Source organism: Janthinobacterium sp. C22, from assembly GCF_057919405.1.
Map to the genome: position 1 here is coordinate 3,625,633 of NZ_CP193659.1, position 24,407 is coordinate 3,650,039.

27 protein-coding genes and 1 pseudogene are annotated in these 24,407 nt (G+C 63.3%); 12 read left to right on the plus strand and 16 right to left on the minus strand.

Annotation, left to right across the window (positions count from 1 at the left end):
* Nucleotides 1-77 precede the first annotated feature (77 nt).
* From ACRHIG_RS16955 to ACRHIG_RS16975, 5 genes are all read left to right on the plus strand, one after another.
* On the plus strand, nt 78-2,435 hold the full coding sequence (locus ACRHIG_RS16955) for a TonB-dependent hemoglobin/transferrin/lactoferrin family receptor (protein ID WP_489627191.1): 2,358 nt from the start codon (nt 78-80) through the stop codon (nt 2,433-2,435).
* A 61-nt stretch (nt 2,436-2,496) separates the two neighbouring features.
* Complete coding sequence (locus ACRHIG_RS16960) at nt 2,497-3,654, plus strand: hemin-degrading factor (RefSeq protein WP_475415046.1); 1,158 nt, start codon at nt 2,497-2,499, stop codon at nt 3,652-3,654.
* 152 nt (nt 3,655-3,806) lie between these two features.
* On the plus strand, nt 3,807-4,724 hold the full coding sequence (locus tag ACRHIG_RS16965) for an alpha/beta fold hydrolase (RefSeq protein WP_489627192.1): 918 nt from the start codon (nt 3,807-3,809) through the stop codon (nt 4,722-4,724).
* A 32-nt stretch (nt 4,725-4,756) separates the two neighbouring features.
* Nucleotides 4,757-5,674: a muramoyltetrapeptide carboxypeptidase gene (ldcA, locus tag ACRHIG_RS16970; protein WP_489627193.1), complete on the plus strand. Its 918-nt coding sequence runs from the start codon at nt 4,757-4,759 to the stop codon at nt 5,672-5,674.
* 5 nt (nt 5,675-5,679) lie between these two features.
* Complete coding sequence (locus ACRHIG_RS16975; RefSeq protein WP_489627194.1) at nt 5,680-6,858, plus strand: DUF418 domain-containing protein; 1,179 nt, start codon at nt 5,680-5,682, stop codon at nt 6,856-6,858.
* Here ACRHIG_RS16975 and ACRHIG_RS16980 read toward each other — a convergent pair.
* Nucleotides 6,855-7,310 (minus strand): SOS response-associated peptidase family protein, encoded by a 456-nt coding sequence (locus ACRHIG_RS16980; RefSeq protein ID WP_489627195.1) that lies wholly within the window; start codon nt 7,308-7,310, stop codon nt 6,855-6,857. The genes ACRHIG_RS16975 and ACRHIG_RS16980 overlap by 4 nt on opposite strands.
* A 116-nt stretch (nt 7,311-7,426) precedes the next feature.
* Nucleotides 7,427-7,594: pseudogene (locus ACRHIG_RS16985) on the minus strand (hypothetical protein); the annotation flags it as partial.
* Between the two features lie 121 nt (nt 7,595-7,715).
* On the opposite strand from ACRHIG_RS16985, the gene ACRHIG_RS16990 reads away from it, so the two are divergent.
* A complete protein-coding gene (locus ACRHIG_RS16990; RefSeq protein WP_475415051.1) occupies nt 7,716-7,937 on the plus strand; it encodes a hypothetical protein in 222 nt (73 codons plus the stop codon).
* Nucleotides 7,938-7,944: 7 nt separating this feature from the next.
* Here ACRHIG_RS16990 and ACRHIG_RS16995 read toward each other — a convergent pair whose 3' ends face one another.
* The 6 genes from ACRHIG_RS16995 to ACRHIG_RS17020 all read right to left on the minus strand — a co-directional run bounded on the left by ACRHIG_RS16995 (nt 7,945) and on the right by ACRHIG_RS17020 (nt 11,295).
* Complete coding sequence (locus ACRHIG_RS16995; RefSeq protein WP_489627196.1) at nt 7,945-8,181, minus strand: hypothetical protein; 237 nt, start codon at nt 8,179-8,181, stop codon at nt 7,945-7,947.
* A gap of 82 nt (nt 8,182-8,263) precedes the next feature.
* Nucleotides 8,264-8,569 (minus strand): hypothetical protein, encoded by a 306-nt coding sequence (locus ACRHIG_RS17000; RefSeq protein ID WP_475415053.1) that lies wholly within the window; start codon nt 8,567-8,569, stop codon nt 8,264-8,266.
* 232 nt (nt 8,570-8,801) lie between these two features.
* The gene (locus tag ACRHIG_RS17005) at nt 8,802-9,008 is read right to left on the minus strand and encodes a hypothetical protein (protein ID WP_289904861.1); all 207 of its coding nucleotides are present in this window, start codon (nt 9,006-9,008) and stop codon (nt 8,802-8,804) included.
* Nucleotides 9,009-9,114: 106 nt separating this feature from the next.
* Nucleotides 9,115-9,684 (minus strand): manganese efflux pump MntP, encoded by a 570-nt coding sequence (gene mntP / locus ACRHIG_RS17010; RefSeq protein ID WP_099411820.1) that lies wholly within the window; start codon nt 9,682-9,684, stop codon nt 9,115-9,117.
* Between the two features lie 58 nt (nt 9,685-9,742).
* Complete coding sequence (locus tag ACRHIG_RS17015; RefSeq protein WP_489627197.1) at nt 9,743-10,597, minus strand: undecaprenyl-diphosphate phosphatase; 855 nt, start codon at nt 10,595-10,597, stop codon at nt 9,743-9,745.
* A gap of 77 nt (nt 10,598-10,674) precedes the next feature.
* On the minus strand, nt 10,675-11,295 hold the full coding sequence (locus ACRHIG_RS17020; RefSeq protein ID WP_489627198.1) for a LysE family translocator: 621 nt from the start codon (nt 11,293-11,295) through the stop codon (nt 10,675-10,677).
* 169 nt (nt 11,296-11,464) lie between these two features.
* Here ACRHIG_RS17020 and ACRHIG_RS17025 point away from each other — a divergent pair, with 169 nt between their 5' ends.
* Nucleotides 11,465-12,358 carry a LysR substrate-binding domain-containing protein gene (locus ACRHIG_RS17025; protein ID WP_489627199.1) on the plus strand — a complete coding sequence of 298 codons (894 nt, stop codon included), beginning with the start codon at nt 11,465-11,467 and terminating at the stop codon, nt 12,356-12,358.
* A 9-nt stretch (nt 12,359-12,367) separates the two neighbouring features.
* Here ACRHIG_RS17025 and ACRHIG_RS17030 read toward each other — a convergent pair whose 3' ends face one another.
* The 5 genes from ACRHIG_RS17030 to ACRHIG_RS17050 form a co-directional block, all read right to left on the minus strand.
* On the minus strand, nt 12,368-13,237 hold the full coding sequence (locus tag ACRHIG_RS17030; protein ID WP_489627200.1) for an alpha/beta hydrolase: 870 nt from the start codon (nt 13,235-13,237) through the stop codon (nt 12,368-12,370).
* Between the two features lie 87 nt (nt 13,238-13,324).
* Nucleotides 13,325-13,966, minus strand: a complete 642-nt coding sequence (locus ACRHIG_RS17035) for a hypothetical protein (protein ID WP_489627201.1) — start codon at nt 13,964-13,966, stop codon at nt 13,325-13,327.
* An 84-nt stretch (nt 13,967-14,050) separates the two neighbouring features.
* Nucleotides 14,051-14,377 (minus strand): hypothetical protein, encoded by a 327-nt coding sequence (locus tag ACRHIG_RS17040; protein WP_475415060.1) that lies wholly within the window; start codon nt 14,375-14,377, stop codon nt 14,051-14,053.
* Nucleotides 14,378-14,402: 25 nt separating this feature from the next.
* Complete coding sequence (locus ACRHIG_RS17045; protein WP_475415061.1) at nt 14,403-15,092, minus strand: hypothetical protein; 690 nt, start codon at nt 15,090-15,092, stop codon at nt 14,403-14,405.
* A gap of 111 nt (nt 15,093-15,203) precedes the next feature.
* Nucleotides 15,204-16,874 carry a DUF6138 family protein gene (locus ACRHIG_RS17050; protein ID WP_489627202.1) on the minus strand — a complete coding sequence of 557 codons (1,671 nt, stop codon included), beginning with the start codon at nt 16,872-16,874 and terminating at the stop codon, nt 15,204-15,206.
* A gap of 390 nt (nt 16,875-17,264) precedes the next feature.
* Here ACRHIG_RS17050 and ACRHIG_RS17055 point away from each other — a divergent pair, with 390 nt between their 5' ends.
* The gene (locus ACRHIG_RS17055) at nt 17,265-17,522 is read left to right on the plus strand and encodes a DUF1488 family protein (RefSeq protein ID WP_489627203.1); all 258 of its coding nucleotides are present in this window, start codon (nt 17,265-17,267) and stop codon (nt 17,520-17,522) included.
* 304 nt (nt 17,523-17,826) lie between these two features.
* The gene (locus ACRHIG_RS17060; protein ID WP_092708686.1) at nt 17,827-18,519 is read left to right on the plus strand and encodes a DUF3334 family protein; all 693 of its coding nucleotides are present in this window, start codon (nt 17,827-17,829) and stop codon (nt 18,517-18,519) included.
* A 43-nt stretch (nt 18,520-18,562) separates the two neighbouring features.
* Here the strand turns inward: ACRHIG_RS17060 and ACRHIG_RS17065 are convergent, their stop codons facing one another.
* The 3 genes from ACRHIG_RS17065 to ACRHIG_RS17075 form a co-directional block, all read right to left on the minus strand.
* On the minus strand, nt 18,563-19,015 hold the full coding sequence (locus ACRHIG_RS17065) for a GNAT family N-acetyltransferase (RefSeq protein WP_436497190.1): 453 nt from the start codon (nt 19,013-19,015) through the stop codon (nt 18,563-18,565).
* Between the two features lie 48 nt (nt 19,016-19,063).
* Nucleotides 19,064-19,735 (minus strand): hypothetical protein, encoded by a 672-nt coding sequence (locus tag ACRHIG_RS17070; RefSeq protein ID WP_489627204.1) that lies wholly within the window; start codon nt 19,733-19,735, stop codon nt 19,064-19,066.
* 74 nt (nt 19,736-19,809) lie between these two features.
* Nucleotides 19,810-20,331, minus strand: coding sequence for a DUF2939 domain-containing protein (locus ACRHIG_RS17075; protein WP_489627205.1), 522 nt, complete (start codon nt 20,329-20,331; stop codon nt 19,810-19,812).
* A 233-nt stretch (nt 20,332-20,564) separates the two neighbouring features.
* Between ACRHIG_RS17075 and ACRHIG_RS17080 the strand changes: the two genes are divergently transcribed.
* The 3 genes from ACRHIG_RS17080 (at nt 20,565) to nadC (ending at nt 24,395) form a co-directional block, all read left to right on the plus strand.
* Complete coding sequence (locus ACRHIG_RS17080) at nt 20,565-22,163, plus strand: ABC-F family ATPase (RefSeq protein WP_034756044.1); 1,599 nt, start codon at nt 20,565-20,567, stop codon at nt 22,161-22,163.
* A 235-nt stretch (nt 22,164-22,398) separates the two neighbouring features.
* Nucleotides 22,399-23,532: a quinolinate synthase NadA gene (gene nadA, locus ACRHIG_RS17085; protein WP_034756048.1), complete on the plus strand. Its 1,134-nt coding sequence runs from the start codon at nt 22,399-22,401 to the stop codon at nt 23,530-23,532.
* Entirely contained in the window at nt 23,529-24,395 is an 867-nt protein-coding gene (nadC, locus tag ACRHIG_RS17090; RefSeq protein WP_475414332.1) for a carboxylating nicotinate-nucleotide diphosphorylase, read from the plus strand. Before nadA ends, nadC begins: the two co-directional genes overlap by 4 nt.
* The last annotated feature ends 12 nt before the right edge of the window (nt 24,396-24,407 follow it).

A 24,407-nucleotide genomic window follows, 5' to 3' on the forward strand; every position in this document is an offset into this window, starting at 1 on the left:
CTTCCCTTACGCATCGCTAACATTATCGTTGTCGATCCGGGTTCAAGAGCCAGCCTCCACTCTTACACCGGATCATCATGACTACAGTGCTTCTGCAGCGCTCCGCTGCGCCCGTCGTATCTCCCGTTCCTGCCCGCCGTCATAACCTGGTGCTGCGCGCCGCCTTGCTGGGCCTGTTTGCGGCGCCGCTGCTGCCCGTGGCCGCGCAAACGGCCGCCATCAATGCGGGCACGGCCGCCCAGGAGCCGGCCAAGCTGCCCGTCTTCCCGGAAATCGTCGTCAACGCCAAGCAGGACTATGAACGCCGCGCCGGCACCAAGACGGTCGTCACGGCGGACGACCTGGAGCGCCGCAATGTCACCGAGATGGGCGGCATCGTGCGCTATCTACCCTTGATCAGCGCGCCAGCGGCGGCCTCGGGCAGCGGCAGCGTGTGGGATGGCTCCGGCAATACGGGCTACAACATCCGCGGCCTGGAAGGCAACCGGGTCAGCCTGGAGCTCGACGGCATCGCGCTGCCCGACGCGGCGCCCAAGCCGGACGGCAACACCCTCAACGCTTTCGCCACGGGCCGTGATTATTTTGATCCGGAAACCTTCCGCGAAGTGCGCATCGATTCGGGCACGACGGCGGCCGGCGGCGCCAATCCCGGCCTGGGCGGCGGCGTGGCCTTCATCACCAAGTCGCCCGAGGATTACCTGGGCGAGGGGCAAGACCATTACGTGGCCTATAAATACGGCCGCGCCACGGCCGATCGCAGCAATGCGCACACCCTGACGGGCGCCGCCAAAATCGGCGCCAATCTGCAGGGCCTGGCCGTCTACGTGCACCGCGACGGCGAGCAGATGGACAGCCGCGGCACCACGCCCGTCAACCCGGACGACTGGCATTCGAACGCCTTGCTGTCCAAGCTCGTGTGGACATTGCCTGGCGACCAAAAGCTGGACTTGACGGTCGACATGTTCGAACGCAAGAACAAGCGCGATCTGCGCAGCAAGGTCAGCGCGTATTACCCGACGGGCGTGCAGCAGGATTCCACCACCAAGCGTACGCGCGTGAGCCTGGGCCACGACGTAGTGCTCAAGGATTTCGCCCTGTTCGACCGCCTGACGTCGAAAGTGTATCTGCAGAACGCGAAGACCGACGACAAGACGCAAGGCCTCTACACGTTTGGCAGTCCGGCGCAGCGCTCGATCGATACCAGCTTTAAGAATGACAGCATTGGCCTGACGTCGGAAGCGTTCAAGCAGCTCAATGCGGACAATGCGCTGCTGTACGGCGTGCAGCTGGAACAGCTGAAAACGCGCCGTCCGTGGCGCGAAGACCGCGTCATCGTCGCCACGGGCCAGCATCAGGTCACCAACAAGAACCGCATGGCCGACATGGACACGAGCAAGCTGACCCTGTATGTGCGCGACGATCTCAGTTTTAATCTGGCCGGCAAGAAAGCCGTGCTGACGCCGGGCCTGCGTGCCGATTACCGCAAGAACGAACCGAAAAACCTGCAAACCTATGCGATCGCCGTGCCGAACGCGGCCAAGGAAGTGCGCGAAGAGAGCGACACGTATTTCACGCCCAGCCTGAGCCTGTCCGTGGAAGTCTTGCCGCAGATGAACGCCTATGCCACCTTCACGCGCGGCACGCGCCTGCCGACGGCGGCCGAGCGCACGGGCACCTACGACTCCTTCAGCTATACGGGCACGGGGCAGGGCTATGCCGTGCTGGGCAATGCCAACTTGCGCAAGGAAACCAGCACGGCGTATGAACTGGGCCTGAAGGGCGACGTCGCCAGGGGCTTGAGCATGCACGCGTCCGTCTACCAGACGGAATACACGGACATGATCGACTACGTGATGCAAATAGATGATCCGGTGAACTACCCCACCATCACGCGCGGCCTGTTCCGCCCGGAAAACATCGGCAATGCCCGCACCTGGGGCGCCGAGCTGACTCTGCGCGCGGAACTGGGCGCCTGGACGCCGGCCATGCAGGGCTACCACGTTGACCTGGCCACGGGCGTGGCCAAGGGCCGCTCCTTCAATACCCGGACGGGCGAGAGCGGCGGCCTGAACTCGGTGGCGCCCGCCAAGTCGGCGTTGACCTTCGGCTACGACCATGCGAACCAGCTGTTCGGCCTGGCGCTGACGGCCGTGCATGCGGGCGCCAAGCAGGCGCCGGAAAACCTGCTGATCGGCGATGCCGGGTCCCTGTTCACCGTGCCGTCGTACACCATCTTCGACCTGTCGACGTACTGGAACGTGCACAAGAACGCGAAGATCGTCGTCGGCGTGTACAACTTGACGGATCGCAAGTACTGGGACTACGCCGCCTCGCGCAGCCTGGCCGCCGGCACCACGGCCGCCAGCCGCGCCGAGATCGAGCGCTACGCCAAGCCGGGCCGCAACGTCGCCGCCAGCCTCAGCGTGAACTTCTAAATTTTTACCGGGGAGGGGCGCCTGCCCCTCTTTTTTCCATGTTTGATTGAATGGTCTCTCTATGAAGTTATCCAAACTCGTTCTATCCCTGCTAGGCAGCCTGCTGATTGCAAACGCATACGCGGCCCCAGCCACCCTGGCGGAACGCTGGTCCACCCTGCGCACGGAGCAGCCGAAGCTGCAGATCCGCGACGCGGCGCGCGCGCTGGGTGTGTCCGAAGCACAATTGCTGGCAACCAACATCGGCAAGGGCGTGACGCGCCTGCAGGCGGACGGCAATCAGCCGCGCGAAATCATGCGCGCCGCGCTGGACCTGGGCCTGGTGCAAGCGATCACGCGCAATGAAAACGGCGTCATCGAAACGACGGGCGTGGCCAGCAAGTTCAAGCAGGCGGGCGACAAGTCGGAACAGGCCGACGCGAAACAGGATCCGGAGACAGAGGCGCGCCAGCGCAATATCGCGGGCGGCTACCTGGGCGGCCAGATCGACTTGCGTTTCCACTTTGAAAACTGGAAATATGCATTTGCCGTGGAACAGCCTGGCCGCGACGGCAAGCCGACGCGCAGCCTGCAATTCTTTGACGCCAACGGCACGGCCGTGCACAAAATCTACCTGCGCAACGAGCCGGGCGTGGCCGTCTACGATAAATTGGTGGCGACCTTCCGCGCGCCCCAGCAAAGCGCCGAACTGAACGTGCTGGCCGTGGCGCCGAAGGCGGCGGAAAAGCCGGACAGCGAGATCGACGTCAAGGAATTTCAGCTGGCCTGGAAAGACATGACGGACGTGCACCAGTTTGCGCAAATCATGCGCGAATTCCACTTGACGCGCGAGCAGGCCCTGCGCCTGGCGCCGGCCGGCGTGGTCGAGCGCGTGACGCCGCAAGCGCTGCGCACCCTGCTGGAAAACGCGGCCAGGGACAAGGTTGCCATCATGGTCTTCCTGGGCAACGACGGCTTGACGCAGATCTACAGCGGCAAGATCGAGAAAACCATGGCGGCAGGCGGCTTCTTCAACGTGCTGGACCCGGACTTCAACCTGCACATCCGCGACACGGCCCTGCGCAGCGGCTGGGTCGTCAAGCGCGGCGGCGTCACTTCCGTCGAGTTCTTCGACAACGACGGCACGCAAGTGGTCTCCTTCTTCGGCGTGCGCGAGCGGGGCAAACCGCAGCCGCAAAGCTGGGTGGACCTGGCTGATTCCTTGCCTAAGGCTAAGTAGGTAGCAGCAGAGTTGCCGCGCGCCGTACCGGCGCGGCAACACTTCAGTGTGGGTGCCGCGTGCCGGTCTCATGTCTGAAGCACAATAGTGGTATGCTGATTGCAAGGCCGCAGCGATCGTGTCTGCGTGCTGGTTCCTGAAGAGAGGCAATCATGGCAACCATCATGGCGAACGGCCTCAACATAGCTTATGAAAGCCACGGCGACCCCAACGATCCGTGCGTGCTGCTGGTCATGGGTCTGGGCATGCAGCTGATCGCCTGGCCGGCGGACTTCGTCGAAGGCATCGTCGAGCAAGGCTTTCGCGTCCTGCGCTTCGACAACCGCGACAGCGGCCTGTCGAGCAAGATGGCGCAGGCGGGCAAACCGTATCTGCCGCTGGCCTACGTGAAAAACCTGCTGGGCTGGCCCCTGAAAACTTCCTACACCTTGAATGACATGGCGGACGACGCGCTGGGTTTGCTGGCGGCCTTGCGCATTGCCCAGGCGCATGTGATCGGCGTGTCGATGGGCGGCATGATCGCGCAAGTGATGGCGGCGCGCGCGCCGCAGCAAGTGCTCAGTTTGACTTCCATCATGTCGAGCAGCGGCCGGCGCGGCTTGCCCGGCCCCACGCGGGCCGCGCGCAACGCCTTGCTGCAACGTCCGAAACGCAATGCCAGCCGCGCCGAACTGATGGCGCACATGGCGGCCACCGTGCGCGTCATCGGCAGTCCCGCCTATCCTGTGTCGGAAAAACTGCTGTACCAGCGCATCGAGGCGGCGCTGGAGCGGGGCAGCTGCCCGGAAGGCGTGGCGCGGCAGATGGTGGCCATTGCCGCCTCGGGCGAACGCACGGCCTTGTTGCCCAGTATCAGCTGCCCGGCGCTGGTGATCCATGGCGCGGCCGATCCCCTGATCCCCGTCGCCTGCGGCATCGATACGGCGGCGCTGATCCCGGGCGCCACGCTCGAAGTGATCGAAGGCATGGGGCACGACATGCCGCCCCAGCTGATCGAGCGCCTGCTCGCCTTGATCGATGTGCATCTGCAAGGTAAGATGGCGCCCCAGATGCGCTCCCAGCCGGCCTAGGCGCGCCCACCACTTTTGAAGGCACGGGCATTTTGAAGACACCTGAAATTGGCATCGCCATCGTGGCGCCCGGCGGTTGCGCGCCCGATGACGCGGCCGTGGCGCGCGGCATCGCCCGCCTGCAGGCGCAAGGCGCCACCGTCCACAATTATTACGATCCCGAACACAGCTTCCAGCGCTTCGGCGGCACGGATGCGGGCCGCCTGGCGCAGCTCAACGCGGCAGCCGCCGACCCGGACGTGCAAGTGGTGCTCGCCTTGCGCGGCAGCTACGGCATCAGCCGCATCCTGCCCGACATCGACTTTACCGCCATGGCCGCCAGCCGCAAGCTGTTCGTCGGCTACAGCGATTTTACTGCCTTCCACATGGGATTGCTGGCGAAAACGGGCCGCGCCAGCTTTGCCGGTCCCATGGTCTGCGATGATTTTACGCGCGACGAACCCGAGCAATTTACGCTCGACCAGCTGTGGTCGTGCCTGACGGGTCCCACACACGCGGTCACGGGCACGTCCGTTGGCAATCCGCGGCTTGAGGCAGTGGGCACCTTGTGGGGCGGCAACCTGGCCATGCTCGTGCATCTGCTCGGCACGCCGTATTTCCCGCAGGTCGACGGCGGCATTCTGTTCCTGGAAGACGTCAACGAGCACCCGTACCGGGTCGAGCGCATGCTGCTGCAATTGCTGCACGCGGGCGTGCTGCAACGCCAGCATGCGGTCGTGCTCGGCGACTTTTCCGCCTATAAATTGAGCCCCATGGACAGGGGCTACGATTTCGACGCCATGCTGGCTTACGTGCGCCAGCGCCTGCCCGTGCCCGTGCTGACGGGGCTCGAATTCGGCCACATCCGCCGGCGGGTCACCTTGCCGTTCGGCGGCCAGGCGCGGCTGCAATCGGATGCGTCCGGTTTCCGCCTGCAGGTCAGCGATTACCCGACCCTGGCGCGCCCCTGAACTCCGTGAGCGCCAAACCCGGCAGGTTGCTGCAGCTCGACGTGCTGCGCGGCATCGCCGTGTTTGGCATCTTGCTGGTGAATATCTGGGGTTTTGCCTGGGGCACGCTGTCCTTGCGCTATGGCACCTTGCCGGCGCAGCCGCCCGTGCTCGACCAGCTCGTCATTTTCGGCGTGGCGGCGCTGGCGCAGTTCAAGTTCTATCCCATCTTCGCGTTCCTGTTCGGTGCCGGATTTGCCCTGCAGACACGTTCCCTGCAACGCCAGCTGGGCAGCTGGGAAGCGGCGCAAGCGGCCTACCGGCGCCGTTTGCGCTGGCTGCTCGTGTTCGGCCTGCTGCACGGTTTCTGCATCTGGAGCGGCGACGTGCTGACCTCGTATGCGGTGGCCGGCATGCTGGTCCTGCCGCTGGCAGCGGCCAAACTGAGCCGCATACGCAACCGCGCCTGGCTGGTGGCGGCCGGTTTTTTGCTGTTCATGTGTTTGCTCATTCCCGTGGGGCAGCAGGGCGGCGCGCCGGACACGGCGCATGACTTGCAAAACTTCGCCACCCGCTACGCCACCTACACGCAAGGCAGTGTGTGGGCCGTGGCTAGGCTGCGCGCCAACGATTTCCTCGTCTCCTTGCTGTACGCCGCCGTCATGCTGCCGCATATCATCGTGCTGTTCCTGCTGGGCATCTTGTCCGTGCGCCTCGGGTGGCTGACGCAGCCGCGGCGTCACCAGCGCGTGTGGCGGCGCGTGCGTGCCGTGGGCCTGGGCGTGGGCTTGCCGTTCAACCTGCTGGCGGCGGGAGCCGTCGCGTGGCAGGTGGCCGATCCGTATCAGCAAGTGTTCGATACGGCCCTGTTCGAAGTGGGTCTGTTCGCCGGCGGTCCCGTGCTGGCGGCCGGCTATGTGGCGGCGCTGATGCTGGCCGGGCCCTTCCTGCTGCGTTGGCTGGGCGTATGGCTGGCGCCCGTGGGGCGCATGGCGCTGAGCAATTATCTGCTGCAATCCTTGCTCGGCACCTGGCTGCTGCAGGGGCCTGGGCTGGGCTGGGGCGCGACACTGCGTCCCGCCGAGATGCTGGGCCTGGCGTTCATCATCATGATGGGGCAGGTGCTGCTCAGCCGCTACTGGCTCAGATACTTCCGCCAGGGGCCGATGGAGGCGCTGTGGCGCCGGCTGGCGCGCTTGCCTTAATCCGATCCCCAGTCGAAGGCGGCTTGCGGCGACGCCGGCGGCGGTGCCCTGGGTTTGGCCGACGGCACGAGGGGATTATCGACGGCATGCCACTCGAACAAGTCCGCGTCGAGCATGCAGGTGCGCGCCAGGTGCAGCGCCTGCTCGGGCGTCAAGGCAGGGTCCAGCCAGCGGTGCGCGTCTTCCAGGCTGACGGCGACGGGGCGGCGGTCGTGGATATCGACCATGCCGCCCAGGCTGTCGGCCGTCACCAGCACGAAACCGGCTTCTTCCCGGTTGAATTTGTACGGCCCGAACTGGGCCAGCGCCAGCAGGAACAGGGGCGCGCGGTCCTTGCGGTGGATGTGCCATGGCTGCTTGCTGCCTTTTTCCCCCGTCCATTCATACCAGCCATCGACGCAGACGATGCCGCGCCCCGCGCGCAGCAAGGGTTTCCAGTAGGCACTTGCCAATTTTTCCAGCCGGGCATTGATGGCGATGGGGATTTTTTCTTGCCGGGGGCGGGCACGGCTTGCGCGGCCCAGGCGGGGCGGTAGCCCCAGAAGACGTCGTCGACCCGCTGCACGCCATCCTGGATATGCAGCACGGGCCGGTACGTGCCGGGCGAGACGTTCAGGTGCGGCTCGGCCTCGCTGTCGAACACCGCGTCCGTCCAGCCGAAGGATGACGCCAGCACGCGCGCCGTGTCATTTTGATCGAATCGTCCACACATGCTGAAATCATACCCGATCGTCATGTGGCACGAGCGCGCGTGCGTCCTTTTCGTGAGTGTGATCAAACGTACAGACTGGTGGCGGCATGTGGCGCACAGTGGAATCCAGTCAGATCCCTGACGCTATTTTTGCATCGGAGGAATTATGTCTTTTGAAAACCCCACCATCCACAAAGGCTTTACCATCAGCGCCACGGCCAGCCAGCGCCGCGATGGCCGCTGGGTCGGCTCGTACATCAGCCAGAACCAGGCGTGCGGCGCGTATGCGGACACCTGCGATTACGATGATTGCAGCAACGAAAAAGAAGCGCAGCAAGTGGCCTTGTCGATAGGCTGGCGCCTGGCCGACGGGGTGCCTGTGCGTTGAACCGGCCTTAGCGCTTGCCCCGCAGGGCCAGCAGCAAGCCCGCGAGCGGGAACAGCAGCACCGCGCCCAGCCGTACGGAGGTCAGCGACGCGGCTTTCACGCCCAGCACATGGGGCAAGGCCAGCAGCAACAGGGGAGCGGGCACGGCAATCACGAAGAAAAACAGGTACCACGAGTAGCCATTTTTCTTGGCCAGCAAGGCGATCAGCGCGCAGCCGACCAGGAAGACGAGCGGTAAATTCACAAATTCCATGGTGTTGAGTTTCCATCCGGGAAAGCGCGTCATTATACGCGCCACCCTGGATGGCCGGATGCGCTTGCCAGCGTCAGTTGCCGACGAAGTCCGGCGGCTGCGGCGCCTGTTTTCCGGCCAGTGGCCCGTCGGCCGGCAGCAGCGCCTTGATGGCGCCGTTATAGATGAGTTCCTGGGCATACGCCGATGCCTCGATCAAGGCCGCATGCACGGACTTGAAACTGCTCGGCGTTTCAATCAGCACGGGCTTGGCGTACACCTGCAGGGTATCGCCGCGCTTGCTGATCAAGATCATGCCCCGGTAGCGCCCATCCTTCTCCAGCGCCCCCGCCACATGAAACTCATAACCCCTGATCTGATGTTTTTGTTCCTGATCCATGTCTCCCGCCTCCAGACCTGATTGTCATGGGCCAGACCATGCCACGCGTATCGAACAGCAGAGTGTTTGATTTGTATCAATACGTCCCTTGAACGCATTCAACTAGCGTATCGACACTTGCTGCAAGCGTAGCGAGCGGAGGGGATGTGTGGCTGAGAAGCGCAACCGCACTTTGGTGCGGTGAGCATCGCCAGCCGCAAAGCCCCCGCGCAGTAGCTTGCGGCAAGCGTCCTCACCCAGCGCGAATGGCGCGGATCTGTTGGGCTGTTTCCTCGATCTCGCGATACGCTTCCTGGATGTAGCCATCGATCGGGTGCCCGTCCATCCACTCGAAATAGGCGCGCTCGTCGTGTTTGATGGCAAAAGGGACGTGGTGGTCGCGTATCGATTCGGCCGTTTCGCGCACCAGCGAGGCAAAAAGCAGCTCCAGAGTTTCCATGATGGTCACCTTGCGAGACAGGAATGCAGAGTATGGAATGTAGCACAAAGCGCGCCGCCGCCCACGCCGGCGCTGGTGCCGTGCGCGCCTGTTGGTCGCCCCCTCGTCAGGCCGGATGGCCGATATGCTCGTACAGGATCACGCAACCGATGACGATCAGCACCAGACCGCCCACCAGTTCGGCGCGCCGGCCCGCGATGGTGCCCAGCACGCGGCCCAGCATCACGCCCAGGGTCACCATGACGAAGGTGGAAAAGCCGATGGCGGCGGCCGTGACGACGATGTTGGCGCCCAGCAAGGCCAGGCCCGCGCCCACGACCATGGCGTCGATGCTGGTGGCCAGGCCCGTGACGGCCAGCACCCAGAACGAGTGCGACTGGGCTGGGGCTTCTTCCTCGTCGGCGTCGGAGAGGGCATTGCGTATCATCAACAGGCCGATGATGCCCAGCAGGCTGAAGGCGATCCAGTGATCCCACGCTTCCACGTAGGGCGCGGCCACGCTGCCCAGGGCCCAGCCGATGATGGGCGTGATCGCTTCGATGACGCCAAAGATCAGCCCCGTGCGCAGCGCCTCGCGCCATTGCGGCTTGTGCAGGGCGGCACCCTTGCCGACGGCGGCCGCGAAGGCATCGGTGGACATGGCAAGGGAGAGGGCGGCGGTGGCGGCGAAATTCATCGTTGGCTTTCAGTGAAACCTGGCTGGGATGTATGTATAAACTAGAAACCCGGCGATTCTACCCTACGTACAGCACCACCAACGAGGTCAACAGGCAATAGGCGCCAAAGAAATGCCAGCGGCCCTGTTCCAGCCAGCGCGACAGCCAGCGCAAGGCCAGCAAGCCGGCCAGGAACGAAAGCAGCATGCCCAGCAGGCTGGGACCGAGCAGGTGCAGCAGGCTGTTGCCGTGTTCAAGATGGTCCAGGCTGCCATTTGCCACGGCCTGGTAGAAGCGCCAGCCTTCCTTGACCAGCACGGCCGGCGTCAGCACGACGGCCAGGGCAAAGCTGAATTCTTCGGCGCGGCGCTGCGGCACGCCCATGGCGATGCCGGCCGAAATGGTGGCGCCCGAGCGGGAAAAGCCTCGGAAGGGCAGGCACAGGCCTTGCACGGCGCCGATCACCATCGCCTTGCCGATGGACAAGGTGCCATGCTGGCGCGCCTGCAGGCGCGAGGAGACGATGATCAGCACGCCGGCGGCGGCCAGCGCGGCGGCCATCAGTTTCGCGTTACCGAACAGGTGCTCGATTTCAAAGCCGGGCGCATCCTTGCTCATGACGTGCGTAATGCCTTTCAGCAAGCCGAAGCCGACGATGCCCGTCAGGGCCGTGGCGGCCACCAGCAGCAGCACATTGCTGCGCAAGGCGCTGGTCGAACTGAAATACGTGGCGCGCCAGGATTTCCAGAAATATACGATAACGGCGAACATGGTGCCGGTATGCAGCATTACCAGCAGCATGGTCAGCTCGGGCGACGTGGGGTCCAGCCCCATCAGCTTTTCCGCCATGATGACGTGGGCGGAGCTGGACACGGGCAGCAGCTCGGCGAAGCCCTGGACGATGGAAACGATAAATAATTGCAAAAAGCTCATGGCGGACGGCACTCAGGCGGGAAAAGCAGGGCCGCCGATTTTACCCGCCGTAGCGTGTGCCCGAGCCGTGCGCGCCATTACAGTTTGTCCATGTTGGCGCAGGCCAGCAGCACGCCGAGGGCCATCAGCAGCGTGCCGATCAGGCGGTCGATGGTCCGCTGGCGGCTGACCATGCGCAAACGAAAGCTTGCCTGCGAGAAAAAGATGGCCACCAGGGCAAACCACGCGAGGTGGATGGCGGACATGCACAGCCCATAGCCGAACTGCACACTCAATGGCGTGCCGGGCTGCACCACCTGGGTATAGGTGCTGATGACGAACAAGGTGGTTTTCGGATTCAGGGCATTCGTCAGCAAGCCGTTGAGCAAAATCTTATGCTGGGGCACGCGGGCCCCGCCCTGCAGGTCGATGACGAGGCCCGCGCGGTTGGCCCAGGTCTTCCAGCCGATCACGATCAGGTACAGGGCGCCGGCAAACTTGATGACCGTAAACAAGGCCGGTGAACTGGCGATGATCAGTCCTACGCCAAACATCGTATAGAACACGTGCACTTGCACGCCCAGCGCGATGCCGAGCGCCGCCAGCAGGCCCGCACGGCGGCCATGCAGATAGCTGTTGCGCGTGACCATCGCGAAATCGGGGCCGGGCACGATGGCGGCCAGCAGGGTAATCAATGCAACGGCAAGCAATGCAATCATAGGTCTTCCTCGGGGAGTGGCGGCCGCATGGCAATCGGTGAGTATTCATCGCCTGTTTGGGCAAGATCCTGCGCCCATGCCGGTGGCCGGAAGACACATTATCAAGGTACTGGCGGCCGATGAAAAACGATGTTATCTTGCCGATATGTGTGAGAAAAAATAACAGATCATGAGCAGGCAGACAGCACTCGGCAGCTTGCGTTTCTTCGAGGCGGCGGCCAGGCTGGGCAGTTTTGTCCAGGCGGCGGACGAGCTGCACGTGACGCACGGGGCGGTCAGCCGGCAAATTCGCCTGCTGGAAACGTCGCTGGGCACGGCCCTGTTCGAACGCCGCAACCGCGGCGTCTTCCTGACCGCGCCGGGCGCGCAGTTGCGCGACGCCGTCCAGCAGGCGTTCGAACGGCTCGACGCCGCCCTCGATGCGGTGCGCCAGCCGGCGCGTCAGGCGCCGCTGGTGGTGTCATGCGAGCCGACGATCGCGATGAAATGGCTGATCCCGCGCCTCGGCGACTTTTACCGGCGCCATCCGGAAGTGCCGTTGCACCTGTTCGCCTCGGGCGGGCCGGTGGCGTTCCAGCGCGATGCGGTGGACGTGGCGCTGCGCCGCAACGATTTTGCGTGGGATGGGGGATTGCTTGTGGAAAAGGTGTGCGACGAATGGATCGCGCCCGTGTGCGCGCCGGCCCTGCTGCGGCAAGGCAAGCTGGATCTGTCCGCGCAACGCCTGCTGCACACGGCGTCGCGCCCGGCCGCCTGGGCGCACTGGCGCGCCGCCGGCACGGACGACGGCAGTAGTTGCCACGGCCACGGCGACAGCCAGACTTACGAGCATTTCTATCTGAGTCTGCAAGCCGCTTGCGCCGGCCTGGGCGTGGCGATCGGCTCCGTCTTCATGGCGCGCGAAGACCTCGACAGCGGGCGCCTCGTCGCGCCCCTGGGTTTCCGGCGCGACGGCAGCGGCTATTTCCTGCTGTCGCCGCTGCCGTTCGACGGCGATGCGCGTCGCACCACCTTGCTGCACTGGCTGCGCGAGCAGATGGGGCAGGCGCTGCCGGTGGCGTAGCCGTCCTGCTTACTGGGGCGCGGCGGCCGGCTTGAACACGGCGCGGAACGCTTTTAACGCTGCCGGATGGTAGATGGTGCCATGGGTTTCGGCCGGCATCTTTTCTTGGTGCCATTGCAAGCCGGGCGGCGCCTGTTTTGCCAGCACGTCGGCCAGGCGCGCCACTTCCACGGCGATGCCCGCTTCGCTGCTGGACGCCAGGTACAGGCTGTGCTTGCCCGGCTTGCCCTTGGCCAGCAGGGCCGCCGCCTGGCGCGGCAGGGCGCCCTGGTTCCACCACAGGCTGGGGTCGAAGGCCAGGTAGTGGTCGAACAGCTGCGGTTCCAGCAGGTATGTTTCCACCACGAACAGGCCCGCCAGCGATTCGCCGACGATGGCCGTCTCGCCCGTCGTGCGGTAGCGGCGTTTGACTTCCGGCATCAGTTCATCGCGGATGAAGGCCCGGTAGGCTTGCGAGCCGCCCACGACGGGCGCGATCTTGCGGTCTGCCGCGCTGTCCGTCGGCCCCGTCAGGTCGCGCCGGCGCTGCGTGTTCTGCATGCCGACCAGCATGAACGGGCGCATGGTGCCGTTGGCTACCGACACCTGCAGCAAGCCGGCCACGTGCAAGAAGTCTTCGGCCACACCGCCGTCCGGCATGTACAGCACGGGCAGCGGCGCGTCGGGCGGCGTATCCCAGGCGCGTGCCACATACACATTGATGTGGCGCTGTTCCTTCAGCGCCTGCGAGTCGATCGTGAAACTTTCGCCGATGACGAGCGGCGTGGCCGCGCTGGCGGCAGCATTGGCCGTAGCGGCGGGCGCGGCAGTAGCGAGGTGGAAGGAGCTGGACAGCAGCAGGGCGGCGGTGAGGTGCAGTGCAAGGCAAGAGCGGCGCATGTTTTCCCGTGATAAATAAGTTGGATGGATGGCATGTACTCGTATAGACATGCCATCAAGCAATTCTATCTTATCTTTGAGGCAGGCTTACTTGATCGTCAATAGCTTGCGCTCGCGCACGATCCCCGCCTTGTCGATCGTGTAGGCAACCAGCAGGGCGCCATCCTCGGCGCAGGCGTGACAGGTGATCAGGGGCGTGGAAAACAGTGCGCTCTGGCCGCCATCGGCGGTCGCCGTGCTGCCGACGAAGTCGGCGGGAGCGAACGGCACGGCGTCCGGGTGGGCGGCGGCAAACGCGCGCCAGGCCAGTGTGGCGCGGTCTTCCTCGCGCACGGAGTCCTCGTCGACGTCGATGGCGGCGCCATCGCTGCCGATCAGCAAGGTGCCTTCATTCGTGTTGGCGCGGAACGGATAGGTGACGGTGGCCAGGGCCGCCTTGCCCAGCGGACGCCAGGCCGAGATGAAGCCCGCCTTGTCTGCCTTTACCAGCATCCTGGCGGCGGCGATGGCTTGCGGGTGCGCGCCGGAGCGCTGCATGGTGCGCAGCAGGCAGACGTCGGGCGCCGTGGGCGATTGTTCGCTGCGGCAGGCCGACAGCGAGCGCTCCTGCCACACAGCGCGCGCGTCGATGGGGCCCGTTTCCAGGGCATGGGCCGCCTGCATGGCGGCCAGGACGGAGAAAGCAACGATGGCGCAGCCGGCTGTGTGGCGGGAAAAACGTGTGGGCATGGGGAGTCCTTTCAGTGCGGGAAACAAGGTATCGTCACCGATTATAGAAGGCGGGCCGTGCCCGCCCGCGCACCGCAGGCCCGTTCAGCGCTTCTTTGCCGCCGCCTGGCGCAGGGCCCTGGCTTCCTGCTTGTTGGGAATGTGCGGCCGCGTGGCCAGCTCCGCCTTGACGGCGGCGATGGCGGCGCCGAACTGCTGTTCGGCCTGCGCGGGGCTGGCGCCCGCATAATCCTGTTGATTCGATTGCGCGGCCCGCAGCCGGCGCAGCAGCGCCAGCAATTGCCTGGCGTGCAGGGCGGGCAAGTCTTGCGCCAGCGCTTGCGCGACCACCGCGCCTTCCACATGCTCGGGGTCGATCAAGCGCAGCAAGGCCAGGCCCGCGGGCTGTGGTGCCGGTGTCAATTTGTCCATCCAGCCATTCTAAACGAGGCGAGGATTACAGGTATTCCCAGATTTCATCGAAGGTTTCGCGCGCGAAATCGTTGCGCCAGGCTTCCGAGTTCTTTTCGCGGCTGACGGCAAACACGGCGCGCCATGCCTGCTTCGGCGAGCTCGTGTAGGTGGCGGCGATCTTTTGCAGGCCGGCTGTGCATTGTTCAACCTTGCAGCCGCTCTTCGCCAGTTGCTGGGCGGCAGGTGCCCATGCCACCGGCACCTTGACGACCTGGCATTCGAAGCTGACGGCAGCCGTCTGCATGCCGTTTTCCACCGTCACCGGGGCCGCCTTCGTGGCCCGGCATAGGGCGCCATTCTTGGCGGCGATGACATTCGCGGCCAGCTGTTCGGCGGCAGGCGTGACGGCCGCGCGCATGGCGGCGGGGAACAGGTCGGCGATCAGCTTGCCGGTTTCCGTCGGAAACTTGGCATCGGCCGCCTTCAGGTCGCTGTACGACGCGTATTCGGCGCTCTGCTTGCCCGCCAGGCGGGTGGGGCGCAGGTAGGCGTTGAGCTTGGCGACGCTCGCTTCATCCTGGTTGATGATGGTCTTGATGTACAGGTTGGCCACCTCGATGGGTGCCAGTTCCACGGCGGTTTCCGCGGCGATGGCGGGCTGGGCCAGTGCCACGGCGGTAGCCAAGGCTGCCGCCAGCAGGGCAGTGCGCGATGTTTCTTGTGTTTGGTGCATGTATTTTCTCCACGATTCAATGTCAGGCGCCAAAAAATGCTTTATAGCAACTATGGCGCGCGCATTATAGATGGTAAAAGTCATAACGTTGCGCACAGATGGTTGCGCACCTCAGGCGTCCGCCTTGCTGGCCGCTTCCAGCAAGGCCAGCAGCAGTTCCTTGCGCCGTCCGTCCGCCTTGCGCGCCAGGGTGGCCAGTTTTTCCAGCTTGCCCCAGATGGGATACAGCATGTGCTCGACCAGATAACCTTCCAGCCCTTGCAGTTGCTGGCAGAACAGTTCCAGCTTCTCCACTTCTTCCAGTTCCGCCTGGATCTTGACCTTGGCGTTATCCGTACAGGCGCGCAGGCACGCGGCCAGCACGGGAGCGGAATCGCGCGTCACGCCATGCTTTTCGGCAAAGGCCGCCGTGAACTGGTCCTGCACGGACTGGTGTTCCTCATCGACGTTGGCCATGTAGTGCTGCACCAGCGGGAAATAACGGGCGTCGAGCAAGCCCAGTCCGAACGTGGCATAGCTGCCGGGCATGCAATTCTTTTCACCCTCCGTGTCCGCATAGAATTCGAATTGCTCGATGGCGGCGCGCGCATACGCTTCCAGCTGCGGCTGCAGGGCGGGATAGGCGAGGGCGTTGGCAAAGAAGCGGTGCGTATCGGATTTCGCCAGTCCCTTGATCGGCAGGTATGCCTTGACCTTGGACTTGAGCTTGATCTGGCAGCTTTTCGGGAAACCGTTGCTCAGCAAATGCGTGATGAAGGCCAGCGCCTGCGCATACGCGCCTTCCTCTTCCTTAGCAATCGCGATGCTGATGGTGGCAAACACGTCGTTGGCGCGGCATTCCAGCTGCGCGTTTTTCAGGTGGATGGCGTCGGGCGCGAAAGTGCCGCTGCCTTCCTTGAGCATGCGCACGGCCCGTTCGCTGCCCAGCTCGCGCGCGATGTCGAGGAATTTGACGCCCGTCGACTTGGCGTAGCTCGGTTCGTGGCGCAAGATCATCACTGCGCCATACAGCAGCAGGTCGATGGGCGCCAGCGCCTGCGTGTCAAGCGCCGCGTCCGCTTTCAAGGTGTATTCGGTGGCGCGGTAGCTTGATTGCTGCACGTCATAGAACTGCGGCAGAAACTGCTTTTCCGCCCACGCCGACACGGCCTGGATGATATCGCTGCGGTGCTCGGCCAGCGCTTGCGGACGCGACTTGTTCAGCTGCTCGATGCGCTGGAACTGGGCGATCGTCCAGGCGATATCGGGTTGTGGGAACAGGTGGGGGTCGAGCAGGTGGCGCGCCAGGAAGAAGGTTTCCAGCTTTTTCGTCGGCCGCTTGCCGCGCTCGAGTTTTTGCGTGACGTAGTTGTGTATGTGCTCGAGCAAGGTTGTGCGCTTGTCTTCATTGACATACTCGAGCAGGTTCAGGTGCAGCGTACCCTGCGCCGTCCGGAACTTGCCGCGAAAGCTGAATCGGTAATCGACGAAGGGCGTGTCGGCCAGTGTTTCCAGCTTCGCTTGCACCATGGCAGCGAGTTGGGGCGCGATGCTGTCGCGCACGACGGCTTCATCGAGGTGCGATGGCGTCCGCGTTGCGACATCGGCGGCATCGGTCAGATGGAAATCGTCCGCCGTGGTGCGTCCGGGTTTGTAGTCGAGTAATAAATCATTGAAGATACCCATCTGCAAGGTGGTCCGGTTGACGGCGTCTTCCAGGTCGGTGCGCTTCAGGCGCTCGACAAACCACGCCTCCACGGCCGCCATCATTTCCGTCGTTGCCTGTTCTAAAAGTGTGCTCATTGACTTCCTTGCCTTGTGCGCGACAGTGCCGTCGGTTGCCGTCACGATCATGTTTTATATAAAGCACTATTTTAGGTGGCCGGGCCTGGATGGGACAAGGGGCGCACGGTTGTCCGGAGGGCGCGGCGAGGTGGCTGATGCCGATAGCACAGGGAATGGCCAGCACGGCGCCAGGCAGGCGCGCGGTTAAATATGTACGGTAACAGACGGTAGTTGGCTAGCCATCGCGCTACGCTTGCCCGTTATTGAACATTGATATTGCCGGAAACGCCATGATGCATTTATTCCCAGCGAAAAATCGCGCCCAGCTTGAGCGCCGCTGTTCGGCCATTCCGTCAGCCAGGTGGTGCCCGGGGCCAGCGCAGCGTATGCACAGCGGGGTGCCCGGCCATGCCCTATGAAATTTTGCGCGACAGTATCGCGCTTGAGCCGGCGGGCGATGCCATCCGCTTCCATCTGACCGTCTTCGGGGCGGAAAAGACTTGCCGCATTACCGCGACGGCATTGCACAGCCTGGAGCAGGGGCAGGGCGGCGATCTGCTGCGCATCTTCGATGCCCACCGCCTGCGCATCGGCCAGCGCGCCTTCGCTTACCTGAGCCGGGATCTGCTGGTCAGCAGCGTGGTCTTGCGCGCCCTTGATTTTTAGATACTATTTCCAGTGCCGTCGCCCGTGCCCGCGCCAGATATGGCATTTCCGCACAGATCGTCAAGTAAATGCAGGTATGGCTGGACGGAAATGTTACATCTCGGTATTCTGCGCATCTGATACTTATTTCTATACAGAAAAAGGTAAGAGGGCGGTTGGCGTTGGCGGCAACGCGGCGCACTGCCACGCAAGGTCGGGCATGCAAAGGTGAAGTCGTCCGCTTGCTGAGCGAAACGGTCGTGTTTCGGCGCGCGGCGGGCAGGGAACAGTGCTGTCATCTTTAAAATAGTAGGAGAGGTTGCTCATGGATGCAGAAAAGGATGTTGTGTACGGTACAGAAGATTTGTTGATGAGTTTGTGCAACTCGGTGGTTCGGGTGCTCAACGTGGCAACGCAAAGCAAGGTCAATTATTCGGGCATGGTGCAGCGCATCACCAAGACGGGCCTGAAGCCGGACATCGGCTGCTTCGTCATGTTCGATGGCGGTTTCACGGGTCTGGTGGTGCTCAATTTCGCCGCCGATACGGCGATGGAAATCTACGAGCGCTACATGTTGCACATGGGTATGCCGAAGTCGGAGCTGGCCAGCTTCTACACGTCGGACGAAGTGTCGAACATCATGGGCGAGTTGATGAACCAGATCGTGGGCGACTTCACGGGCAAGGTGCGGCGCGAGCTGCAAACGAACATCACCCAGAGCCAGCCGAAGATGCTGGTGCTGAACAAGCAGGTGATGCTCAGCGTCGACACGCCGCTGGACCGCCCGGAAATGCGCCGCGTCACTTTCTATACAGAAAAGAACAATATTTTCTATCTGGAACTGGCGATTGACCGTACCGAGTTCATCAAGCTGCACGATTTCGATTCGCGCGAAGTTGACGCCGATTCGCTGATGGATAGCGAATATGCTAACCGCGAACGCGACGCTGCCCCGGCGCCTGCGGCGGAACCGGAAGACGACGACAACGCCGACCTGCTCAAATCGCTGGGCATGTAAACTGTCTCTGCCGCTGGCGGCACCGTTGCCGCCGCCAGCGCACTCAATCGTGCAGTGTCTTGCTCATGAAGACCCGGCTCGTGCCGTCGGGATGGCAGGCAATCTCGCCGAAGCGGCGCCAGCCGCGACGCTCGTAAAATTCGGGCGCCTGGAAACTGATGGTGTACAGCACCGCCGAGGCGCAGCCGCGCCGGCGTCCTTCTTCCTCGAACTGCGCCAGTACCTGGCTGCCCAGTCCCAGCCCCCGCAAGGCGGCGGGCAGATAAAACAAATCGAGAAACAGCAGGCCCAGCGAGGTCCTGCCCATGGCGCCGCCCAGCACGCGCTGGCTGTCGCGGTCGCGCACGACCACGCTCAATACCTGCCTGTCGCTATAGCCGGTGATGGCATCGTTATAGGCATTCAAGCCATCGAGGATGGTTTGCTCGACTTCTGCGTCGAGCGTGGCGCTGACGGAAATGGTGTACGGCAAGGCGGTATGCGGGTGTGCAGGCATGGCGGACAGGAAAATAGTCGATAACTGTATGAATATACAGTATTCTGATTATTTCTGCCCATTTCGTTGCGGCAACGTCAATGTTTCCATGCGGCGCATGCCCACCATGCCGCTGTGCTGGCTGTCGTCGAGCGACCAGTATTCGAGCGCATACGCATAGTTGCCGTCGACAATGGTCAGCGATTCCTTCTGACGGCCGTTGGGCGCCTTGTAATACAGGCGCCGCGCGGGCCTGCCATCGACCGTGTGCCTGAACGCCTGCGGGCTGAGGGAGGCGCGCTTGCCCGCCTTGCCCGCCATCGACATTGCCGTGATCGTCACGTAAGCGCGGTCCGGGCAGCGCGCCAGCAGGTGGGCGCCGCTCAGGACGGTGGGCTGCGTCCGGTCCAGCGGGAAACCGAACGGCTGCATGCCGACGATATCGCGGCAATCCATCTGCTGCGCCAGGGACGTCAGCACGGCCGGGTCGAGCGCGCTGGCATAGTGTTTTTCGGCGGCCTGCACCTGGCCCAGCGCCAGGCGGCGCTCCAGTTCGGCCAGCGAGATATCGCTGGGCACGGGCAGCGGTGCGGGGGCGTCGGGGTCGGCCGCGCTCGATGCTTCCGCCTGCATGCGCGAAACGACGGAGTGGCTGCTCCCGGCTGTGCCATCGAGGGCGTGGGCGAATGGCGCGGCGCCGGCAAGGACCATCGCCAGCGATAAGGCCGTGTGTTTCAGCATGAAATCTCCTGCAATCCGAGGCAAAACGACACGCATTGTGTCTCAGATCGCCTGCGCATGCGCGTTCCTTTCCTTTAACGTGCAGCCATCGCCGACGCAATCTCGATCGAACTCAGTTTCCAGCCCCACACGCCATGGCGCAGCAGGACCAGCGCGCCTTCCTGCGCATTGCCGTCCTTGGCGCGCACGACGAAGGTGTTCACGCCGGCATAGCCTGCGGAATACTCGGCTTTTTTCGCTGCGCCGTCGGCGGGCGCGTCCGCACGCGTATCCGTATCCGCCTGCGGGCTGACGGCGCTCTTGTTGACCAGCGCCACCACGCCGGCGGGCGAGACCATGGCGTCGACCATCTTGCCCAGCATGGCGCTGGCGATCGACTGGCCCAGGGCGGCCAGCGGATTATCGCTGCCGGCGGTCGCCGCGATGCTGCGCGCCATGCTCGCCTCCAGTTGCGTCTTGACGCTGGCGCGCAGGGCGGGGAAGTCCACGTGTTCGGCCAGGGCGTCGGCGTTGCGCTCGGCCAGGGCGGTCTTGATCTGGTGCAAGGCATAGTAGGGCGACGCAAAGGCGGTCGCTGCGATGGCAATGGCGGCCACGGCGGCGGCGATGGGGATTTTTTCAAGTGATGCCTGTGAGGTAGAAGGTGGAAAACGGATGCCACGCAGCGTATCCGCTAAATTGAAATACGGCAATCGTATTTTCTTGCCATTATTTCTCCGCATGCACTCGAGTCTTCCTTGGCGGGCCGCTATAGAGTGATGAGGGTGGGTGCTGTATAATGGGAGAAAAGTACCTAACTACCTGTTTTCACTGGATAAAGACCTCACTAATGCTTTCAACCGCAAATATTACGATGCAGTTTGGCGCCAAGCCATTGTTTGAGAATATCTCCGTCAAGTTCGGCGACGGCAACCGCTATGGCTTGATCGGCGCCAACGGCTGCGGCAAGTCGACGTTCATGAAGATCCTCGGCGGCGACCTGGATCCGTCGGGCGGCAACGTCATGCTCGACACCAACGAGCGCCTGGGCAAGCTGCGCCAGGACCAGTTCGCGTTTGAAGACATGCGCGTGCTCGACGTCGTCATGATGGGCCACACGGAAATGTGGGCCGCCATCCAGCAACGCGACGCCATCTACGCGAACCCGGAAGCGACGGACGACGACTACATGCAGGCCGCCGAACTGGAAGGCAAAGTGTCCGAATACGACGGCTACACGGCCGAATCGCGCGCCGGCGAACTGCTGCTGGGCGCCGGTGTCGCCATTGACCTGCATCAAGGCCCGATGAGCAATGTCTCGCCAGGCTGGAAGCTGCGCGTGCTGCTGGCGCAGGCGCTGTTCTCGAATCCGGACATCCTGCTGCTCGACGAACCGACGAATAACCTGGACATCAACACGATTCGCTGGCTGGAAGACGTGCTCAACGAGCGCAACTCCACCATGATCATCATTTCCCATGATCGCCACTTCCTGAACCAGGTCTGCACCCACGTGGCCGACATGGATTACGGCACCTTGAAGATTTATCCGGGCAACTACGACGAATACATGTTCGCCTCGACCCAGGCGCGCAACCAGCAGCTGGCCAACAACGCGAAAGCGAAAGACAAGGTTGCCGAACTGCAAGAATTCGTGCGCCGCTTCGCCGCGAATAAATCCAAGGCCCGCCAGGCGACGTCGCGCGCCAAGCAGATCGAAAAGATCAAGGTCGACGACATCAAGCCATCGTCGCGCGCCTATCCGTTCGTGCGTTTCGACGGCGAAAAGAAATTGCACCGTCTGGCCGTGGAAGTCGAGAATATCTCGAAAGGTTTTGATCGCCAGCTGTTCAAGAACTTCAGCATCATGGTCGAAGCGGGCGAGCGCATCGCCATCATCGGCGCCAACGGCGCCGGCAAGACCACCATGCTGCGCTGCATCGCGGGCGACATCGCCGGCCTGCAGCCGGACCAGGGCCGCGTGAAGTGGGCGGAAAACGCCAACGTGGGCTACATGCCGCAAGACCCGACGGAAGATTTCGCCAAGGACACGAACCTGACCGACTGGATCGGCCAGTGGACGAAAGAGGGCGACGACGACCAGGCCGTGCGTTCCATCCTGGGCCGCTTGCTGTTCGGCGGCGACGATGTGAAAAAGGCCGTCAAGGTGCTGTCCGGTGGTGAAAAGGGCCGCATGATGTACGGCAAGCTGATGCTGGGTCGCCACAACGTGCTGATGCTCGATGAACCGACCAACCACATGGACATGGAATCGATCGAATCCTTGAACATCGCGCTGGAAAAATACGCGGGCACCCTGATCTTCGTGTCGCATGACCGCGAATTCGTGTCTTCGCTGGCCAACCGCATCATCGAAATCAAGGAAGATGAAGTGGTCGATTACCGCGGCAATTACGAGGATTACCTCAAGAGCCAGGGTATCGATTAATTGGTACGCTAACGTTGCGTCGGATTACGCGCTGTGCGCTAATCCGACCTACGTCAGGGTGAGTTACCCGGGTTGGTCGCGTAGGTCGGATTTGCGGGGCCGCCGAGGCGCAGCGTAATCCGACATGACAAGGCTGACCACCCAGCACCACACCGACGCGCCGCGGTCCATTCGTTCCGGCGCACCTGCTTCATTGCAATCGTGCCGGTCTATCCCGTTTTTGTTTGACACAGCCATGCAAACTTTAGCCATCAAATCCGTCGAGTACGAACATCCACAAGACGGAGCCAGCTGCACTGCCCACGCCTGGGCACGCACGCCAGCGACGCCGTCCCCGGCTGAAAAAGCCGAACTGATCACGCGCATCAAGCGCCTGCTGATCGAGCGCGAAGCCGTGCTCGTTGCCCACTATTACGTAGATGCCGACCTGCAAGACCTGGCGGAAGCCACGGGCGGCTGCGTCTCCGACTCGCTGGAAATGGCCCGCTTCGGGCGCGACCATCCGGCCAAGACCCTGGTCGTGGCCGGCGTGCGCTTCATGGGCGAAACGGCGAAGATCCTCAGTCCCGAAAAAACCGTCCTGATGCCCGACCTCGACGCGACCTGCTCGCTCGACCTGGGCTGCCCGGTGGATGAATTCACGGCCTTCTGCGACGCCCATCCGGACCGCACGGTCGTGGTCTATGCCAACACCAGCGCGGCAGTCAAGGCGCGCGCGGACTGGATGGTGACCTCGTCGATCGGCCTCGACATCGTTGCCCACCTGCATGCGCAGGGCAAGAAAATCCTGTGGGCGCCCGACAAGCACCTGGGTTCCTACATCCAGAAGCAGACGGGCGCCGACATGCTGCTGTGGCAGGGCAGCTGCCTCGTGCACGACGAATTCAAGGGCATCGAACTCGATTTGCTCAAGGAAGAGTATCCACAAGCCAAGGTGCTCGTGCATCCGGAGTCGCCCGCGAACGTGGTGGCCCTGGCCGACATGGTCGGTTCCACGTCGCAAATGATTGCGGCAGCGCAAACCATGGACACGGACACTTTTATTGTCGCCACCGACAACGGCATCCTGCACAAGATGCGCGCGGCCGCGCCAGGAAAACGTTTCATCGAAGCGCCCACGGCCGGCAACAGCGCCACCTGTAAAAGCTGCGCGCACTGCCCGTGGATGGCCATGAACGGCTTGCTGAACCTGGCGCAGACGCTGGAAAACATGCACAACGAAATCCACGTCGATCCCGCCGTCGGCCAGCTGGCCGTGCGTTCGATCAATCGCATGCTCGACTTCGCCGCCGCCAAGAAGGCGGGCCTCAAGCCGGGCGCGGACCTGGCAAAAGAAACCACATTGTTCCAAGGAATCGGTCCAGCATGAGTACCCTCGTTAATTCTTTCGCTCCCTTCGATCCCGCCCTGGCGCGAGCCTTCGAGGGCAATTTGCTGGCCGCCTTGCTGGAAGACGTGGGCCAGTGCGACCTGACGGGCGAACTGGTGCCGCCCGACCATATCGTCACGGCCCGTGTCATCGTGCGCGAAGCGGCCGTGCTGTGCGGCGCGCCATGGTTCGAAGGCATCATGAAAAGTCTGGACCGCAGCATCGATATCGTCTGGCATTACGCCGAAGGCGACATGATGACGGCCGACAGCGTCGTCTGCACGATCCAGGCGCCGGCGCGCGCCTTGCTCACGGCCGAGCGCAGTGCCCTCAACTTCCTGCAACTGCTGTCGGCCGTGGCCACGGCCACGCGCCGCTATGTCGACGTGGTGGCCGGCACCAACGCGTCCATCCTGGACACGCGCAAGACCTTGCCTGGGCTGCGCCTGGCGCAAAAGTATGCGGTGCGCGTGGGCGGCGGCAAGAATCAGCGCCTGGCCCTGTACGACGGCATCCTGATCAAGGAAAACCATATCGCGGCGGCCGGCGGCGTCAGCCAGGCCCTGGAAAACGCGCGCAACCTCGACGCGGGCGTGCCCGTGCAGATCGAGGTGGAAACCCTGGCGCAATTGCAGGAAGCGCTCGATGCGGGCGCCGTCTCCGTCTTGCTCGATAACTTCAGCAACGACATGCTGCGCGAGGCCGTGGCATTGACGCATGGCCGCGCCTTGCTCGAAGCGTCGGGCGGCATCAATGCCGACACCGTGCGGGCCATTGCCGAAACGGGCGTGGACCGCATCTCGATCGGCAGCCTGACGAAGGACGTGCGGGCCACCGATTACTCCTTGCGCATCGTCGGCTGATGAGGAGAGCAG